Origin of the sequence: Ruthenibacterium lactatiformans (assembly GCF_000949455.1) — a bacterium.
Taxonomy (GTDB): Bacteria; Bacillota; Clostridia; order Oscillospirales; family Ruminococcaceae; genus Ruthenibacterium; species Ruthenibacterium lactatiformans.
On the sequence record NZ_JXXK01000008.1, the window covers coordinates 82,842 to 99,099 of the forward strand.

14 protein-coding genes and 1 pseudogene are annotated in these 16,258 nt (G+C 52.9%); 7 read left to right on the forward strand and 8 right to left on the reverse strand.

Annotation, left to right across the window (positions count from 1 at the left end):
- Positions 1 to 56: 56 nt before the first annotated feature.
- The 5 genes from TQ39_RS07675 to TQ39_RS07695 all read right to left on the reverse strand — a co-directional run bounded on the left by TQ39_RS07675 (position 57) and on the right by TQ39_RS07695 (position 5,045).
- On the reverse strand, positions 57 to 1,418 hold the full coding sequence (locus tag TQ39_RS07675) for a sugar transferase (protein WP_050005123.1): 1,362 nt from the start codon (positions 1,416 to 1,418) through the stop codon (positions 57 to 59).
- Between the two features lie 259 nt (positions 1,419 to 1,677).
- On the reverse strand, positions 1,678 to 2,370 hold the full coding sequence (locus tag TQ39_RS07680; RefSeq protein WP_156146238.1) for a tyrosine-protein phosphatase: 693 nt from the start codon (positions 2,368 to 2,370) through the stop codon (positions 1,678 to 1,680).
- A complete protein-coding gene (locus TQ39_RS07685; protein WP_050005125.1) occupies positions 2,367 to 3,092 on the reverse strand; it encodes a CpsD/CapB family tyrosine-protein kinase in 726 nt (241 codons plus the stop codon). Before TQ39_RS07685 ends, TQ39_RS07680 begins: the two co-directional genes overlap by 4 nt.
- Complete coding sequence (locus TQ39_RS07690) at positions 3,089 to 3,790, reverse strand: YveK family protein (protein WP_050005126.1); 702 nt, start codon at positions 3,788 to 3,790, stop codon at positions 3,089 to 3,091. The genes TQ39_RS07685 and TQ39_RS07690 overlap by 4 nt, the downstream gene beginning before the upstream one ends.
- A gap of 406 nt (positions 3,791 to 4,196) precedes the next feature.
- The gene (locus TQ39_RS07695) at positions 4,197 to 5,045 is read right to left on the reverse strand and encodes a tyrosine-type recombinase/integrase (RefSeq protein ID WP_009323615.1); all 849 of its coding nucleotides are present in this window, start codon (positions 5,043 to 5,045) and stop codon (positions 4,197 to 4,199) included.
- Between the two features lie 343 nt (positions 5,046 to 5,388).
- Here TQ39_RS07695 and TQ39_RS07700 point away from each other — a divergent pair, with 343 nt between their 5' ends.
- Positions 5,389 to 5,745: a magnesium chelatase subunit ChlI family protein gene (locus TQ39_RS07700; RefSeq protein WP_009323614.1), complete on the forward strand. Its 357-nt coding sequence runs from the start codon at positions 5,389 to 5,391 to the stop codon at positions 5,743 to 5,745.
- 249 nt (positions 5,746 to 5,994) lie between these two features.
- Here the strand turns inward: TQ39_RS07700 and TQ39_RS07705 are convergent, their stop codons facing one another.
- The 3 genes from TQ39_RS07705 to TQ39_RS21215 all read right to left on the reverse strand — a co-directional run bounded on the left by TQ39_RS07705 (position 5,995) and on the right by TQ39_RS21215 (position 9,739).
- Positions 5,995 to 6,489, reverse strand: a complete 495-nt coding sequence (locus TQ39_RS07705) for a hypothetical protein (protein ID WP_050005127.1) — start codon at positions 6,487 to 6,489, stop codon at positions 5,995 to 5,997.
- A 66-nt stretch (positions 6,490 to 6,555) separates the two neighbouring features.
- On the reverse strand, positions 6,556 to 9,531 hold the full coding sequence (gene lacZ / locus TQ39_RS07710; RefSeq protein WP_050005128.1) for a beta-galactosidase, LacZ type: 2,976 nt from the start codon (positions 9,529 to 9,531) through the stop codon (positions 6,556 to 6,558).
- Between the two features lie 43 nt (positions 9,532 to 9,574).
- On the reverse strand, positions 9,575 to 9,739 hold the full coding sequence (locus TQ39_RS21215; protein WP_167541527.1) for a hypothetical protein: 165 nt from the start codon (positions 9,737 to 9,739) through the stop codon (positions 9,575 to 9,577).
- Between the two features lie 122 nt (positions 9,740 to 9,861).
- Between TQ39_RS21215 and TQ39_RS07715 the strand changes: the two genes are divergently transcribed.
- The 6 genes and pseudogenes from TQ39_RS07715 (at position 9,862) to TQ39_RS07745 (ending at position 15,948) form a co-directional block, all read left to right on the forward strand.
- Positions 9,862 to 11,037 carry a GGDEF domain-containing protein gene (locus TQ39_RS07715; protein ID WP_050005129.1) on the forward strand — a complete coding sequence of 392 codons (1,176 nt, stop codon included), beginning with the start codon at positions 9,862 to 9,864 and terminating at the stop codon, positions 11,035 to 11,037.
- A gap of 397 nt (positions 11,038 to 11,434) precedes the next feature.
- Positions 11,435 to 11,895, forward strand: a pseudogene (gene tnpA, locus TQ39_RS07720) (IS200/IS605 family transposase).
- 223 nt (positions 11,896 to 12,118) lie between these two features.
- Positions 12,119 to 12,757: a helix-turn-helix domain-containing protein gene (locus TQ39_RS07730; RefSeq protein WP_082052164.1), complete on the forward strand. Its 639-nt coding sequence runs from the start codon at positions 12,119 to 12,121 to the stop codon at positions 12,755 to 12,757.
- Between the two features lie 546 nt (positions 12,758 to 13,303).
- The gene (locus tag TQ39_RS07735; RefSeq protein WP_050005154.1) at positions 13,304 to 14,686 is read left to right on the forward strand and encodes an MATE family efflux transporter; all 1,383 of its coding nucleotides are present in this window, start codon (positions 13,304 to 13,306) and stop codon (positions 14,684 to 14,686) included.
- 222 nt (positions 14,687 to 14,908) lie between these two features.
- Entirely contained in the window at positions 14,909 to 15,478 is a 570-nt protein-coding gene (locus TQ39_RS07740; protein ID WP_050005132.1) for a DUF3793 family protein, read from the forward strand.
- A 41-nt stretch (positions 15,479 to 15,519) separates the two neighbouring features.
- Positions 15,520 to 15,948, forward strand: a complete 429-nt coding sequence (locus tag TQ39_RS07745; protein ID WP_050005133.1) for a flavodoxin — start codon at positions 15,520 to 15,522, stop codon at positions 15,946 to 15,948.
- Positions 15,949 to 16,258 lie beyond the last annotated feature (310 nt).

The window sequence follows — 16,258 nt, forward strand, 5'->3', positions numbered from 1 at the left end:
CTATTCAAAAATCATTCATTTCTTCAGGGAAAATCCGGCCAAAAACCAACGATATGTCAGCGCTTCTCCCCGCTCATCGCAGTTGTCTGTCCCTCGGAGACACCCTCCGTACTTTCAGGCATAAACAGGATCTTAACCGTCGCAAAAACGATCTTAAAATCCTCAATGATACTCGGATGAGCTATGTACATCAAATCCATCTGCAATTTGTCATACGGCGTAGTATTGTACTTTCCATAAACCTGTGCATAACCTGTCAATCCTGCTTTGGCCTGCAGGCGCAATGCAAATTCCGGCAACTCCTTTTCATACTCCATGGCGATTTCCGGCCGCTCCGGACGCGGGCCAACAATAGACATATCACCAGATAAAATACATATAAGCTGCGGCAGCTCATCAATGCGGCATTTTCGGATAATGCGCCCGATCGGTGTAATGCGGTCATCATTCTCTCCGGTGGAGAGGCGCGCCACACCATCCTTCTCCGCATCTACGCGCATGCTTCGGAACTTTAATACGTCAAACAGCTTTCCATCTTTCGTGAGACGGCGCTGTCTGTAAAACACAGGGCCTCCATCAACCGCTTTAATTGCAATTGCTGTTATAACAAAAACAGGAGAGGAAACAATAAGCGCAATCGTTGAAAAGGCAATATCTAACGCGCGCTTTATAAATAAGTACTCCGGAGATGCAGCATATCGCTGTAAACGCAGCATCGGCAAATGAAACATATGGAAAGGATGCGCGCCTGACATAAGTGTGTCGCCTACACGAGGGATTACAAAGGCATTGATATCATTTGCAACGCAGTACTTGATAATGAGATTCCGTTCATGGCTGTGAATACCACTTAAAAACACCGTGCTCATATTGGCTAACATATCTATGTTTTCCAGACATTCGTCTACACTCACGGCATACTGAACATCGTATTTATTTTTCAATCCATGCTCTTCAATTAACCGGCTTATTCCTCTGCGCTCATCATAAATGATTGCCGTAGGCTGTGGTTCGAACGTCCGAAAGTACCATCGTCTTGCTCCGCGTGCCCATAGCACTGAAAGAAGAAGCTGCCCGGCAATTGCCAAAATGCCTGGGAGCAGATTGGGGAAGCCTTTGGACAGCAAACAAATGATGACATACATGACTCCGTCAGACAGCATTGCCGAAAGTATTTGTGAATACATGATTTCAGCGACAGAGTATATCGATATAAGAAAAGCGTCATATATGCGTCCAAAAGTGATGTAAAAAACAAGGAAAAGCAAAATCACAAGCCAATTCCCCTTCGAATAAAAGGGTGACACCACATGATCTGCATAATAAAAAAACCAACAAACTGCAAATGGTATTGTTATTAAAACAATATTTATCGATTTTACAATTCTGAGCAGAATATCGTGTTTAAACTTATTCATTGGAATCCCTCTCGTGCACCAATATCAACCCTGCTTACTCGATTGTGCGGTGAGCTCCCAATCACTCACAATCTCACTTCATTTCCCCGGAAATAAAAACATTCACTCCACTTTTCACAAAAAAATTAATGTTTTTACACAAAATAAAAGTATTATATCCATCTAATAATTATAAAAAATGGTTCCCAACAGATACACATCCTGTCATTAGAACCATTTTGAGATGGGGACAGGCTGCTCTACATCAGGAGCATCCCCGTTAAAAAAGAGATTGGGCATTGCATTCAAGCTTCCCGCACACTGCATTGTCAAACTTTCTTGTGATCAAACGCATTGCTTTCGTTAGCTGAGGGGGGCGCTTATCAGGAGAATGCGTATCTGAAGCGATCACATGGACCACTCCATGCTTAATCAACCTGTACACAAAATTTCGTTGCATTGTATCTCCCACAATGGAATCAGCATTTACTTGTAAATAGGCGCCCGCCTCGATCCAATCCAATGCAATATTCGGGTTTTTCTGCACATATGGATATCGCTCAATATGCGCAATCAGCGGTATCACGCCACCAAGAGTCAACTGATAAATAACATTTGTATCCCACTGGGGTCGAAGCGTCCTCGGCATCTCAAGAAGCATTACTTTCGTTTTCTGAAAGCATAAAGGCAGAAAATCCAAATCAAGAATTGTTGGCGAAATTCTCACTTCAGCACCGAACTTTAAACGCACAGGCAATTCAGAGCAAAATACATAATCAGCTAGGTATCTTGCAGAACGGTATCTTTTATCAATAAAATCCTCTAAATTCTGGCTGTCGGGATTAAAATGTGGCGTACACACAATGTCGGTGATTCCGGCATCGTTCTGCATTCGTAATAGTTCCATAGAAACTTTGGCGTTTTTAGCACCATCGTCTATTGCAGGTAAAATGTGGCAATGTAAATCCGTCATCGGTCAGCGTTCTCATATGAATAGTTGTAGCTGTAATAGTAACCGTTTTTCTTTTCGGTCGATTTTGTATCAAACCCGTTCAATACCGCACCCAGGATATTAGCATTTACCGCATCGAGATTCTTTTTTGCAAGCCCGACCTCATCAAAGGTTGCATAGTTTTGCCGCACTACCAAAATAACACCGTCGGCATATTGACTTAAAACCGCTGCATCCGTTACCACGGAAACGGGCGGTGTATCGAAAATGATGTATTCATAATGCTTATCGAGTTCATCAATCAGGTTCTTCATTCGAGGAGACCCCAGCAATTCTACCGGGTTCGGTGGAATCGCATCCGCGACCATTACATGCAGGCCGAGGCCCTTCACGTTGATGATAGATTCTGCCAACGAGCCATCCGCAAGAGCACTGATTATCCCCTTGTAGGCAGAATTATCTATTTTCAAATACCGATGGATAACCGGCTTGCGTAAATCGCAATCGATCACAAGGACACGGCTCCCCGTCTCGGCCAGAGACACAGCCAAATTTAACGCAACACTGCTCTTTCCTTCACCTGGGATCGCGCTGGTAAAGATAAGCTTTTTGCAAGCCTTACCCATGGCCATGAAATTAAGGTTTGTTCGCAGGCTCTTGTATGCTTCCTGATACTGGAAAGGAGCATTCTTATTCATCAAAACAAATTCTCGCCTTGTTGATTTTGATTTTTTTGCCATCATCTCTCCCCCTTCATATCAATCTGCGGAATTATGCCAAGAACCGTGATTCCCAATTTATTGGTGATGTCCTCATCTGTCATGAACTTGTTGTTCAACAAAAACTTCAGCACAATAATACCTACCGAAAGGACAACACCGAGAATACCGGCCAGCGCTGTATTTTTCATTTTGCTGGGTGAAACTGGAATCTCATTCGCTTTCGCCTGAGAAATTATCTCCACACTGCCGGCTTTCACCGTTTGGATAATAATTTCCGGTGCTTGCTCAACGATATCTGCTACAATCGCTCGCGCCCTCTCGGGATCTGTATCCTTTACGGTGATTTTCATTACCTGTGTGGAATTCACCGATTCAATGCGCACTCTTTCTACCAAATCGTTGTACGACATGTTAAGGTTCAGATTTGAAATCGTTTTGTCCAGCACCGTATCACTGGTAAGGATAACAGCGTATGTATCTACCAGCTTCGTAGCCGATGTGAGCTGATCATTTGTAATGGGCGCTTGTGCAGCAGCCTGGTCCTCTCTCGAGTTAACAATCAACGTAGCACTGGCTTCATATTGCGGTGTCATTGCAAATGTACTGACAAGATATCCCGCAACGGCAAGCAAAATGGTAACAGCAAGAATGACCAGTAAATTTTTCTTTAATAGCCGCAGTATTTCAAGCAGATCTATGGTCTCGTACTCTTCCTTCAAGCGTTTCCCTCCGTTGTCTGGCATCAACTACATAATTTGCATTATGTCTTTATATCTGCGGCAATCAACGTACGTCTACCGCTAACAACCAAAATAAAGGCACAATGAAAGAGACCTTTCACATAATTCGGTCAAATTATTGTGGTAGGCTTGTTTGCAATGTAAAAAAACGGCATATTCGTTGACTGAATTGAGGGAAGGGCCTATAATGTATAATGTTGCTAATAATAATGTGGCATGTCACGGCAGGTGATACGAGTGACTAAACTACATAATGCAAATTATGTAGTCTTTGAAGCACAGAAGACTTGACCTGCTACTAAAATGGCTCTATAATAAGGAAAGTTACATAAACATAATGCAAATTCTGTAACATTCACCGCTCTTTCCTGAGCGTTTTTTGTTTTTAAATCAAAAGACGCATACGTGCTAACTGACCTAACTGCTCAATTCCTGAAGTTAACGTATAAATTCTTGTTGTATCCACGCTGCTGTGTCCCAAAACATCCGCCAAGCGTACAATATCTTTATGCTGCTTATAGAATGTGCGGGCAAAAAGGTGGCGAAGATTGTGTGGGAACACTTTTTGCGCCGCAACACCGGCAAGCGCACACAACCTTTTCATCGCGGCCCAGATATTGGAACGGTTCATCGGTTTACCCTTATGGGTCACAAATACACTTCCTGTGCGTATATCTTGTTCGCGGCAATATGCTAAAAGGCGTGTACAAAGCGTTTTTGGCAGCAGCACTTTACGTATCTTACCTTTGCAGTGTACTTGCGCTTCCTGCCGCTTCAATGCTGAAAACGTGATATATTCCAGTTCGCTGACACGGATTCCTGTAGAACAAATTGTTTGCAGAATTAGTGCTAGACGCATATTTCCATTGCGTTGTGCAGCACTGACCAAACGAAGATACTCGTCGCGAGTAAGTTCCTTTTCCATCTCACAGAATATTCGACGCTGTTGTTTAAGCAATCGAACCCTGCAATCTGCCGCACCAATATATGATAGGAAACTATTCATTGCTACCAGCATTGAATTGATACTCGTTGCAGCATACCCTTTTTCAATCAAGTATTGCTTATATCGAATTGCGTCTTCTTTTGTTAAGACTTTTTCATCCGGTAGAAACTCATAAAACAAATTGATGTCGTGCCGATACTTCTCAATGGTGGCCGACGCTTTTTCGTCACACTCCAGTTGGTGAAGATAAGCCATAATTGATGCCTTACTTATCATTTTAGTTGACATTGTTTCGCCCTCCATACTTTGTTGTTCTACTAGCATATCATGGTAAAGAAGCGATTGTTTTATACCAGTTTTTAGGGCTATTCCGAAAGTAGTTTATTAGACTAATTTGCTGTTTCTGAGGGCCATTTCAGATAGTCATAACTAACTAATAGCTACAAAGTCTTATTTGATGGGATAAAATGCAAAAAACGGCAAATAATTCCATTTGCCGTTATTTGCATAACTAAGTATAAATATACAGTTCAACGTCAATTTTCTGCATTTTATTGCAAGTTTTTGGATATTTTATGTCAGCGCGTGACCTATATAAGATCGGATCGACCTTCATGTAGAGGTCGCGCCCGTGGAATACGCCGACCTTGCCGGAGATTCGAGCGGCGAGAGCAGCGCAGCGATCCTGCGGCGCGTGCTGGCAGCCCGCGCCGTGCAGGACACCCGCTATAAAGGTACGGGCGTCACCTGCAATGCGCGCCTTCCCAGCGCGATGCTGCGCCGCGTATGCCGCCTTGCGCCGGACGCCGACCGTGTGCTGCGCGGCGCCTTTGAGCGCATGGGCCTTTCCGCCCGCGCTTACGACAGGGTGCTGAAGGTGAGCCGCACCATCGCGGACCTTGCGGGCAGCGAACGCATCGAAGCAGAGCATGTGCGCGAGGCCGTGCAGTACCGGAATCTGGACCGCAAATACTGGTATACGGCGTAAAACATCCGCAGGAGGCAATGTATATGATCGGACTCGCATTTTTTCTCATCGGCGCCGCCATTGCGGCAGGCTTCATTGTGCTGGGCTGGAAAATGGCCTGCAAAGCGCAGGAGCAGGATGAAAAGAAAAACCCAAAATGACCTCAGGCCGTTTTCGAAAGCGGCCTGCCCGGGCCGAGCGTTATAGACATATGAAAAAATCAAAGCGGCGGAACGCATCTCCTCGTTCCGCCGCTTTGATTTTGCTTCATTACTTCTGCTGCTCGGCCACGATCATCACATGCGTAGCGCTCTGATATGCCAGCAGGATCACATCATTCGGGTCGTCCTCGCTCTGGAGCGAGAAACACACCCAGCTCTCATCCAGCGTGGGGCGCGCCGCCTCAATGAGCGCCGCGTCGGCCTGTGTGGTAGAAGCATCCGCCAGCTGCGCGTCGATCACCGCGTCAAAACGCGCCTGCATATCCGCCGCGGGCGTCTCCCATTTGGCCAGGATATCCGCCACGTCTTTTTCATAGGTCAGCTTCGCAAAGCTGTAACCTCTGCCGTCTGCAATATGCTCCGCAGACTCCTTGGAAAAACCCGCGGGCAGCGCGGCGTTCCAGCGCTCTACCATACCGACGCTCAGCGGGTCGTCGCTGGCCTGTACGCCGGTATTGCGGTTCACCAGATAAAAAATCCCCGCCAGCACCAGCAACAGCGCCAGGCATAGGTATGTCATCGTACGGGAGGATGGTTTTTTCATTGGTCTTTTTCACGGCCGCCCGCGGCCGCCCTTCTCCTTTTTTATTCTTTCCGGCCACCGGCCGGCTCATCCATTGCCGCCCATGCCGCCAAAAGTGAAGCGGAAGGTTTCGCCCTTCTCCAGCGCCACATGGTATTCGGCATGGGGTCCGGCGCCCCAGGTGTTGTCGCCCGCAACGCCCAGCTGCCCTTTTGCACAGCGTACCACGGTTTTGACCTTTGGCGGCAGCTCGTACTGGCGGCGGGCGTTCTCCACTTCGTGCGGAGTATACGGCAGCGCACTGAGCATAAAGCCATTCCCGGCAAGGCACAGCCCGAAGCCCGCGGCGTCGGTAACGGCGGCAGCCTGCACGCCTGTGCGCGCGCCGCTCTCCTGCGGGTTGAAATAAGGCTGCAGCGCCGTGTGTGCGTCAAAGCCGAACAGCCCCATGTGTGCGCCGCTGGTAAAATCCGAATACGTCTCGCCCGGTCCCATACCGTAATAGGCAACGTTGCGGTACTCGGCAGGCAGTGTCAGCATCAGGCCGAATTCCGGCACGCTCTCCACGGCCTTTCCTTTCCATTTCAGCGCAGCCTCCACCTTTCCATCCCCTGTGATGGTATAGGTGACATTTGCCCGCGCGCCGCCGGGAAGCGCATACTTTGCGTGGATGCGCACGGACGTCCCGTCCGTCTCTGCCTTTGCCCTGCGCAGTTTTGCATACAGCCCGGCCGTTTTGAAGGGCAGGTGCGCAAGCTCCATACCCGCGGCGGTGTCGTTGTCGGTCGGCGCGCGCCAGAAGTTGAGCGCAATGGGGCGCTGCAGCAGTTCGCGGCCTTTCCAGCGATACGAGATAACGCTGCCCTGAGCGTTCTTCGTAAACAGCAGGCTGAAATCTCTGCCGTGAACGCCGATATTGCAGTCGCCCTCCACCAGCGTGACCGGCAGCGTACAGGGCTTTTCCGGCGCCTTCCGGGAAATATGCCACTGCCCGAAGGCCACACAATGGCCCTTCGCGGCCCAACGGGCATTCTCCCGCAGGCACAGCGACGCATCCACGGTATACTCGCCCGGCGCCTGCGGAACGGCAAAGGGCAGCTCCGCGCGCGCCGTCTCGCCGGGAACAGCCTGCAGGCTGCATTCGCTGCTTTTCACCCGCGCGCCATTCTTCGTCAGCTCCACCAGCAGCACATAGTCCGCCGTATCCGTGAACAGGGATTTGTTTTTCACGGTAACGCCCGTCTCGTCGGGCAGGATATCGAAATCCTGGTAGCAGCCCTTCGCCTGGGCAAGTTTTGGCGTGGGCGTGCGGTCGGCGAACAGCAGGCCGTTTCCCACGAATTCAAAATCCGACGGGCGGTCTCCGAAGTCTCCGCCGCAGGCGAGGCAGCGTTCGCCCAAGCAGTTGTCCGTTTCAATCCCCTGGTCCACCCAGTCCCAGATAAATCCGCCCTGATATTGAGGGATGACGTCTGTCATACGGGTGTAACGGTCCATCGCGCCGCAGGAATTCCCCATGGCATGCATGTATTCGCACATAATAAAGGGCTTTTCCGGATGTTTTTCAAGGAAAGCGGCCACATCAGCGGCCGGGGTATACATCTGGCTCTCCATATCGCTGGTATCAGGGTAACGCCTGTCATGGAACACTCCCTCGTAATGCACCAGCCGGGTGGGGTCCGTTTCGCGGAAAAAGCGGCTCATTTCGTAGATGTCCCTGCCTCCGAAGCTCTCGTTGCCGCAGCTCCAGATGAGCACAGAGGCATGGTTTTTATCCCGTTGGAGCATACTGTTTGCCCGGTCAAGCACAGCGCCCAGCCACTCCGGCCTGTCGCCGGGAAGCGCGCTCTCCGCTCCGTCCGGCCGTTGCCACGTGCCGTGCGTCTCCAGGTTCGTCTCGTCGATCACATAAAGGCCGTACTCGTCGCACAGGTCATACCATTCCGTGCGGTTGGGATAATGGCTGGTGCGCACGGCGTTGATATTGTTCTGCTTCATGGCCCGCACATCGCTCACCATATCCTCCATCGTTACGGCTCGGCCCGTGCGGCAGTTCCACTCATGGCGGTTCACGCCCTTGAACACGATGCGCCTGCCGTTGAGCAGCATCAGGCCGTCCCGCAGCTCAAACCTGCGGAAGCCGGCCTTTCCGCGCACGGTCTCCAGAAGATGGCCGGCCGCGTCGGTAAGCGTTACCTCATAGGTGTAAAGCTCCGGCGCCTCGGCGCTCCACAGACGCGGGCGTTCCACGGGCAGCTCCAACACCGCATGCCCGCCCGTCACAGGGGCCAGCACCGTTTTTCCGTCCAGCGTCAGCGTCGCCTCGCCCACGCACATTCCCTCCAGCTTCAGCTCCGCACGCAGCGTACCCGCAGCAAGATCTTCTGAAAGCTGCGGCTTGACCCACAGGTCCGCCAGATGGGTCTGCGCTTTCGTGAACAGCGCCACACTGCGGAAAATACCGGACATGCGCCAGAAATCCTGGTCCTCCAGCCAGCTTGCGGAGGAAAAGCGGTATACGCGCACTGCCAGGCGGTTTTCGCCGTCCCGGTGCACAGCTGGCGTGAGGTCGAATTCCGCGGGTGTGAAGCTGTCCTCACTGTAACCGATGAACACGCCGTTGCACCATACCGCAAACGCCGTTTCCACGCCGTCGAAGCGCACGCAAACAGGGCCATCCCAGCTTTGGGGCACAGCAAAACCGCGCACATAGCATCCCACAGGATTATACCGCTCCGGCACGGCAGGAGGCTCCAGTCTCTCGTGGCCGTCCCAGGGATATTGGGTATTGACATAATGGGGCGTACCGTACTTCCCGCCGCCCTGAAGCTGGATATAGCCCGGCACCGCGATTTCGTCCCAGCCGGAAACGTCATATCCCTCCCTGTAAAATTCCTGCGGAGAGGCGCCCGGCGTCTGTGCATAAAAAAACTTCCACGCGCCGTCCAGCGTCTGCTCCAGCGGCGCGCCGTCCGCGCCCCGCACCATATAAGATGCATGAGCCGGCAGACGGTTCACTTGAAACACCTGCGGGTCTGTCAGCCATTTCGGGTCGAATTCCATGGGATGCCTCCTTGTGAAATTTCTTATTCCCGGCCGCCGGGGCTCACACGGCGCCAAAAGCGCCGCCCGGCGGTCGCATCGTGTGTTTCACGGCCTGTACTGCTGCGCGGGCCGATATTTTTATTGTACCTTTTTCCCTGTGCTGTGGCAACGCCTGTGCAATGTTTTTTAATGTATTATTGTTGCCCGTCTCTTCTTTGCCTGGCAAAAAGCGCTCCTGTCTCCTGTGCTGTGAAGCTCTCCCGCGCGCCTTTCTTGCATCGGCACTGCGGCTGTGCTATGATAATGAATACCTTATACCCAAACAACTGTCCGAAATGGGAGCGTACTATGACATTACAAAAATTGCGCCGCTGGCTCGGTTTTCCGCTGGAGGACCGATACCGCGTGCACATTGAACAGGATATCGTACAAAGCAGCCTGCGCCCCGGCATTTTCAGCGCACTGCTCATCCTCGCTTTTCAAGCTGTGATGATGGTGCTCTCGCTGCTGCGCAAAGGTGGGCCGTTCGCCTCTCTCCGCCGACAAGGATATTGGTGGCTGTACGTAACACTGTTTTCGGTAACGCTGCTGTTTTTGCTGCTGATCGTATTTCTGATGCGCCGCCGCAGGCCGTGCCTGGACACGTTTTTTTTACCGCTGCAGACATTTTACACCGCTTTTTTGTGTCTGTGGGGGACGTGCGTCACGCTTTTGGACCAATTCGGCGGCAACAGCCTGAGCGTTTTTACTTACGTCACGCTTTCTGCCGCAGCCCTCACCGTGCTGCAGCCCTGGCAGTCCGCGCTTATCTTTACCGGGAATTGCCTGTTTTTAAACCTGCTGTTGCCCTATACGCCTGCCGGACCGGATAATTTTTACAGCAATGCGGTCAACAGTTGCTTCGTCACACTGGGCGCTTTTTTCATCTCTCTTTGGTTTTACCGCAGTAAGGTCTCGTCCCGTTACGCCAAGATCATCATCGAGCAGCAGAACGCCGACATCCGCAGTATGAATGTCCAGCTGGATCAAATGGCGCACACGGACGAACTGACGGGGATGAAAAACCGCCGTTCGCTGGAACGTCTGCCGTTGGACGACCGATGGAACGAAATGCCGCCCGTCTCCGCCATGATGGTGGACATCGATTTTTTCAAGCAGTTCAACGATACATACGGCCATCTTGCAGGTGATGAATGTCTGCAGCGTATTGCGGCGGTCATCCGGCAGTTTATGGAGGGGCGCGAAGGTGTCGCCGTTCGGTTCGGCGGCGAGGAATTTTTCATTTGCTTGTTCTCCTGCAGCCGCGCGCAGGTACTGGAGGCCGGGGAAACGCTGCGCGCGGCGGTGGAACGCTGCGGATATCCCCGCGGCGACCTGCCACAGGGCTGCATCACCGTAAGCATCGGCGCCGCTACCACAGAGGCGGAAAATGCGCCCCGCCTGGAAGATCTGCTGTCCCGCGCGGACAAGGCGCTTTATGAGGCAAAACACGAAGGGCGAAACTGCGTAGCAGCTTATATCTGACTGCACGTGCCACTTTAAAGCCGGGCACACGCCAAGTTGCCTACCAACAGGTCCCTTGGCCCCGTTCCCCGCGCACGGCGGCCTTCGGCGGCCGCTTCGCTCTGCACGCCTCGGCACTGGCCCTGCGGGGCGTCGCGGAGTTATTTTAAATGAAAAAAGGGGGGGCTCCCCCCCTTTTCAAGCTTGTTCCCCGGACTTTTCTTTCACTTCTTTGCCTTTTTCGACAGTCTGAAAGCCGGGCACACACCCGGCTTTTTCTTGTATGTCGAAAACCACTCGCTAGGCGAGTGGTTCAAAAGAAGGCTAATGTCGATAATGGGAAAAGAAAAACTCCCTTTGCTATACTGGAAGTGCGGTCTGCGAACTGCACAAGCAAGCAAAGGGAGGACATTCGAAAATGAACGACGTAAATAGTTTATCGCATAGCAGTTGGAATTGCAAATATCATGTAGTGTTTGCGCCAAAATACAGAAGGAAAGTGTTCTTCGGAGAGAAAAGAAGAGAAATTGGAAGCATTCTGAGGACGCTGTGCAATTGGAAAGGGATCAAGATTATCGAAGCGGAGGTATGCGCGGACCACATCCACATGCTGATCGAGATACCGCCAAAGATAGCAGTAGCAAGTTTCATGGGGTAGGTGAAAGGAAAAAGCAGCCTGATGCTGTACGAGAAGTTCCCGGAGCAAAAATAGAAATACCGGAACCGGGAATTCTGGTGCCGTGGGTACTATGTGGACACGGCAGGGAAAAATGCAAAGAAGATACAGGAGTATATCCAATGTCAGTACGAGCAGGACAAAGCAGGAGAGCAGCTGACCATGCCAAACTTCTAAAGTGCCCGTTTACGGGCGGCAAGTAACGGAACTTTCGCGGCTGGCAGACCGTACTTGCGCGACGTGACGCGCGTGCTAGTATTCTAGGGCTATGCCCGCATATGAAAAAACCCCCGGCTTTGCCGGGGGATATTTATTTTATGCCCTGTGCAACCTGCGGTTGACAAAGTGCAAAGCTCAGTCCATAGCCTGCAACCGCACACAGGGGTATACTGAAAAAGACATCAACCGAAAGGACGTGCTTTCTTTATGCCATTATCCGAAAAAATCGCGGCTTTACGCAAGCGCGCCGGGCTGTCCCAAGAGCAATTGAGCGAAGCGTTGGGTGTTTCACGCCAAGCTGTCAGCAAATGGGAATCAGGCGGCGCGATGCCGGAGCTGGACAAAATCGTACAGCTAAGCCGCGTGCTCGGTGTCTCCACCGACGCGCTCCTGCTAGACGAACTGGACTGTTTTTCATCCATTCCACCGGAATTGACCGGCTCTGCGAGGCCTTTCCCTGTCTCCCAAGGCTCCGGAACCGGGCGGGCCGCCGCATTTGGGCTGATGCTGGCCGGTTTGTTGTGTGCGGTTCTCGGCTGGCGGGAATACCAGGCGCTGCTGCCCGTCTGCATTGGCCTTGTGCTGCAGATCGCCGGATGCGTAGTATATGAGGCTCTTGCGGCGCCCATTCCCGCTGCACGCTGTCGTTTTTACGCTCTGGCCGTCTGGCTTCTGGCGCCTGTGCCCTGTGCGTTTACAGTGGACGCCGCTTTCTTTTTTATCGGTCATATGACAAGTTACAGTTCACTCCTGGCTCTGCCTGCCGTCCTGCTGCTGTGGCTGTGCACGGGCTGCGCCGTCACATTGTTATTGCGGCGGGCCGCGCGGCGCTTCGGCCCGGAATAAGTCTCTCTTTCTTCTTATTTCGCGCGCGCAATTCCGCGCGCGTTTTTTGCTGCCCCTCAGCTTTTGGGACTCCTGTGGCAGTCGGGCTGGAGTTTAGGAAATCAGGTACAGCTCCAGCCTGATGTGTGTTATAATAACCTCAAACCCGCCGCTTGCGCGGCTACGCGCATTTCATGCGCCGATGCGCCGTCGCGCATGGGTTTGAGAACATTGAACCATGCAAAATTTCAGCGGCTTTGCCACTGCAATTTTGTTGTAGCCGCTTCGCGGCGTCCTGTTATAATAACCTCAAACCCGCCGCTTGCGCGGCTACGCGCATTTCATGCGCCGATGCGCCGTCGCGCATGGGTTTGAGAACATTGAACCATGCAAAATTTCAGCGGCTTTGCCACTGCAATTTTGTTGTAGCCGCTTCGCGGCGTCCTGTTATAATAACCTCAAACCCGCCGCTTGCGCGGCCGCGCGCATTTCATGCGCCGATGCGCGGCATATCCCCGCCCGCGTACAAAATTTTTTCGAAAGCAGGTGTCCGAAACGGCTGCAGGAATCAAACAGCAAAGCGATTTTTCGAAAGGCTCGGTGTCGGCCAACATTCTTTCCCTGGCGCTGCCGCTTACAGTGGCGCAGCTCATTAACGTTTTGTATAACGTAGTGGACCGCATCTACATCGGCCACATCCCGGGCGCGTCCTCAGCGGCGCTTACGGGCGTGGGCGTCACCTTCCCCATCCTGTCCATCGTCATTGCGTTTGCCAATCTGTTCGGCACAGGGGGCGCACCGCTTTTCTCCATCGCACGGGGCCGGGGCGACGACGCCCACGCCGCAGATATTATGGGCAACACCTTTACCATGCTGCTGGGCACAGGCCTTGTGCTCACGGCGCTGGTGCTCGCGTTCAAAAAACCGCTGCTGTATCTGTTCGGCGCCAGTGATGCCACTTTCCCCTATGCGGACGGCTACCTCACCATTTATTTGTGCGGCACTGTGTTCGTGATGCTGGGGCTTGGCATGAACAATTTCATCAACGCCCAGGGCTTCGGCAGCATGGGCATGATCACGGTACTGCTGGGCGCTGTGGTGAATATCATTCTGGACCCGGTGTTTATTTTTGCGCTGGGCATGGGCGTACAGGGCGCCGCGCTGGCAACGGTGATCTCACAGTTTCTCTCGGCGCTGTGGGCCGTGGCGTTTCTCTGCGGCAAAAAAGCGCTGCTGCGCCTGCGTCCGTCTTCCATGCGCGTGCGCTGGAAGCTGGTGGGCGAGATCTGCGCCCTGGGCCTTTCGGGCTTCATCATGTCCGCCACCAACAGCGCGGTGCAGGTGGTGTGCAACGCCACGCTGCAGCGCTGGGGCGGCGATGTTTATGTGGGTGTGATGACGGTACTCAACTCGGTGCGGGAGATTACCACAACGCCCGTCATGGGCATTACCAATGCCGCGCAGCCCGTCATCGGCTTCAATTTTGGCGCAGGCGAATACAAACGCGTGCGTTCCGGCATTCAATTCATGAGTGCGGTCTGCGTTGGGTACACAGCCGCCGTATGGCTGTGCCTGTTTTTGTTCCCGCAGGCGTTTATCCGCCTGTTTACTTCAGACCCCGCCTTGCTGGCCGCCGGCGCTCCCTCCATGCACGTTTATTTTTTCGGATTTTTTATGATGGCACTGCAGTTTGCCGGACAGTCCACCAACACGGCGCTTGGACGTGCCAGACAGGCTGTTTTTTTCTCGCTGCTTCGCAAGGCTGTCATCGTCATCCCACTGACGCTGTGGCTGCCGGGAAGGTTTGGTCTGGGTGTCAACGGTGTTTTTCTTGCGGAACCTATCTCTAATTTTCTGGGCGGCGGCGCATGCTTTGTTACGATGCTGCTCACCGTCTGGCCGGACCTCAAGCGCCGGGAACGACTTCACGCCTCCGGCGCCCGCGGCTGACGGATATGCGTATTTCTTCCCGGCATCCGTGGCGCATCCTTCCCGGTATCCGTTCTTTCAATTTTTTCAAAAAACGCTTGACAGTTCATCCGTCATATGTTATTATAGCATCAGTTAGTTAACGCTAACCTCACGCTGTTGAAAATTTGCGGCTTCGGCCGCTTCTTTTCACAGCTCTGGTTAGTTAAAGCTAACCAGAGCTGTGCTCCCGGAGGTGGAATTTTGAGCGACGCATTTCTTTCGTTGTTGTGCACACATTGCGCGCCAACGCTTTCGGGCGTAAAACCTGCCTGCATCTTTACGCTGCATAAGGAAAACATCCCGGGCTGGCAAACGGAGCTTTCTTCGTGCCGCAGCCTGTTTTCCGGCAACGGCCTGCGTCTGCGCGTTTTGTGTGGCTGCCGTCGGCATCTTGTTATCATGGTCTACCGCCCTGCATTGTTGCGGGAAAGCCTGCGCCAGCCGGAACGGCGCGCTTTTTTGCAGGCGTGCGGCTATCCCGTTTCAATGGGGACGGGACGTTTGCTGGATGAGCTTTCGCGGCGGATGCGCAGTGCAAAAGCAGGCGGTTTCCCCCACGAGATCGGCTTGTTCCTGGGTTATCCTTTGGAAGATGTCACCGGGTTCATCGCAGCAGGCGGCGCGGAGTATCGCTGTTCCGGCTGCTGGAAGGTATACGGCGACGTAGAACAGGCACAGCATCTGTTTCGTCGATACGCCGCCTGCCGCAAACGGTATCTGGCTATGGCGTCCAGCGGGCTGACACTTGGCGAAATGCTCGCCGCAGGCTGAACGCCCCGCTTTATCAATTCTAATCACGGAGAGGTGTTTTTATGAGCAAATCCGCAGTGATCTATTGGTCCGGGACGGGCAATACCGAAGCAATGGCGCAGGCCGTTCTGGACGGGTTGAACGGCGCCGGCGAGGACGCCGCGCTCTTTTCGGCAGACAGCGTTCGTGCCGCAGATGCGGCGCAATACGATAAACTGGCGCTGGGCTGTCCTGCAATGGGCGCCGAGGTGCTGGAAGAAAGTGTGTTCGAGCCGTTCTTTACCGAGCTTGAACCTCTGCTCTCCGGCAAAAAAATCGCCCTCTTTGGCTCTTACGGCTGGGGCGACGGACAGTGGATGCGCGATTGGCAGGACCGCTGCGCGGCCGCGGGGGCGGTTTTGTGCGGCGAGGGTCTGACAGTGAACGAGGCGCCCGACGACATCGCTCTGGCGGAATGCACCGCTCTCGGCAAGGCGCTGTCCCTTCTTTAAGGTGGCCCGGCCCGCAAACACCGGGCCATGACATAACGCTGGCACGCGCCCGCTCCCTCTGCCGGGTGTGACGCGCGGCGCGTGCCCCTCCTTTTTGCTTACTCCATTCCATCCTATTCTTCTTTTGTGGTGTTTCTCACAACGCAAAACAGGCCGTCCCGGGGACGGCCTGTTTTGCATGCCTGCTGTTTCCGATAACTTTCTGCTAAATTCCCCGAAAGTGCTGACATGAAGGCATCAAAAATGTTATAATGGCACGAACGGTACCTTATTTATGACTGTGCATGCCTTTTCCCCAGTTGCCGCACTC

What these genes read in the sequence shown, in the direction of transcription:
- TQ39_RS07675 (WP_050005123.1), bottom strand. Translation starts at nt 1,418, where the DNA reads ATGAATAAGTTTAAACACGATATTCTGCTCAGAATTGTAAAATCGATA.
- TQ39_RS07680 (WP_156146238.1), bottom strand. Translation starts at nt 2,370, where the DNA reads ATGACGGATTTACATTGCCACATTTTACCTGCAATAGACGATGGTGCT.
- TQ39_RS07685 (WP_050005125.1), bottom strand. Translation starts at nt 3,092, where the DNA reads ATGATGGCAAAAAAATCAAAATCAACAAGGCGAGAATTTGTTTTGATG.
- TQ39_RS07695 (WP_009323615.1), bottom strand. Translation starts at nt 5,045, where the DNA reads ATGTCAACTAAAATGATAAGTAAGGCATCAATTATGGCTTATCTTCAC.
- TQ39_RS07705 (WP_050005127.1), bottom strand. Translation starts at nt 6,489, where the DNA reads ATGAAAAAACCATCCTCCCGTACGATGACATACCTATGCCTGGCGCTG.
- lacZ (WP_050005128.1), bottom strand. Translation starts at nt 9,531, where the DNA reads ATGGAATTCGACCCGAAATGGCTGACAGACCCGCAGGTGTTTCAAGTG.
- TQ39_RS07715 (WP_050005129.1), top strand. Translation starts at nt 9,862, where the DNA reads ATGACATTACAAAAATTGCGCCGCTGGCTCGGTTTTCCGCTGGAGGAC.
- TQ39_RS07730 (WP_082052164.1), top strand. Translation starts at nt 12,119, where the DNA reads ATGCCATTATCCGAAAAAATCGCGGCTTTACGCAAGCGCGCCGGGCTG.
- TQ39_RS07745 (WP_050005133.1), top strand. Translation starts at nt 15,520, where the DNA reads ATGAGCAAATCCGCAGTGATCTATTGGTCCGGGACGGGCAATACCGAA.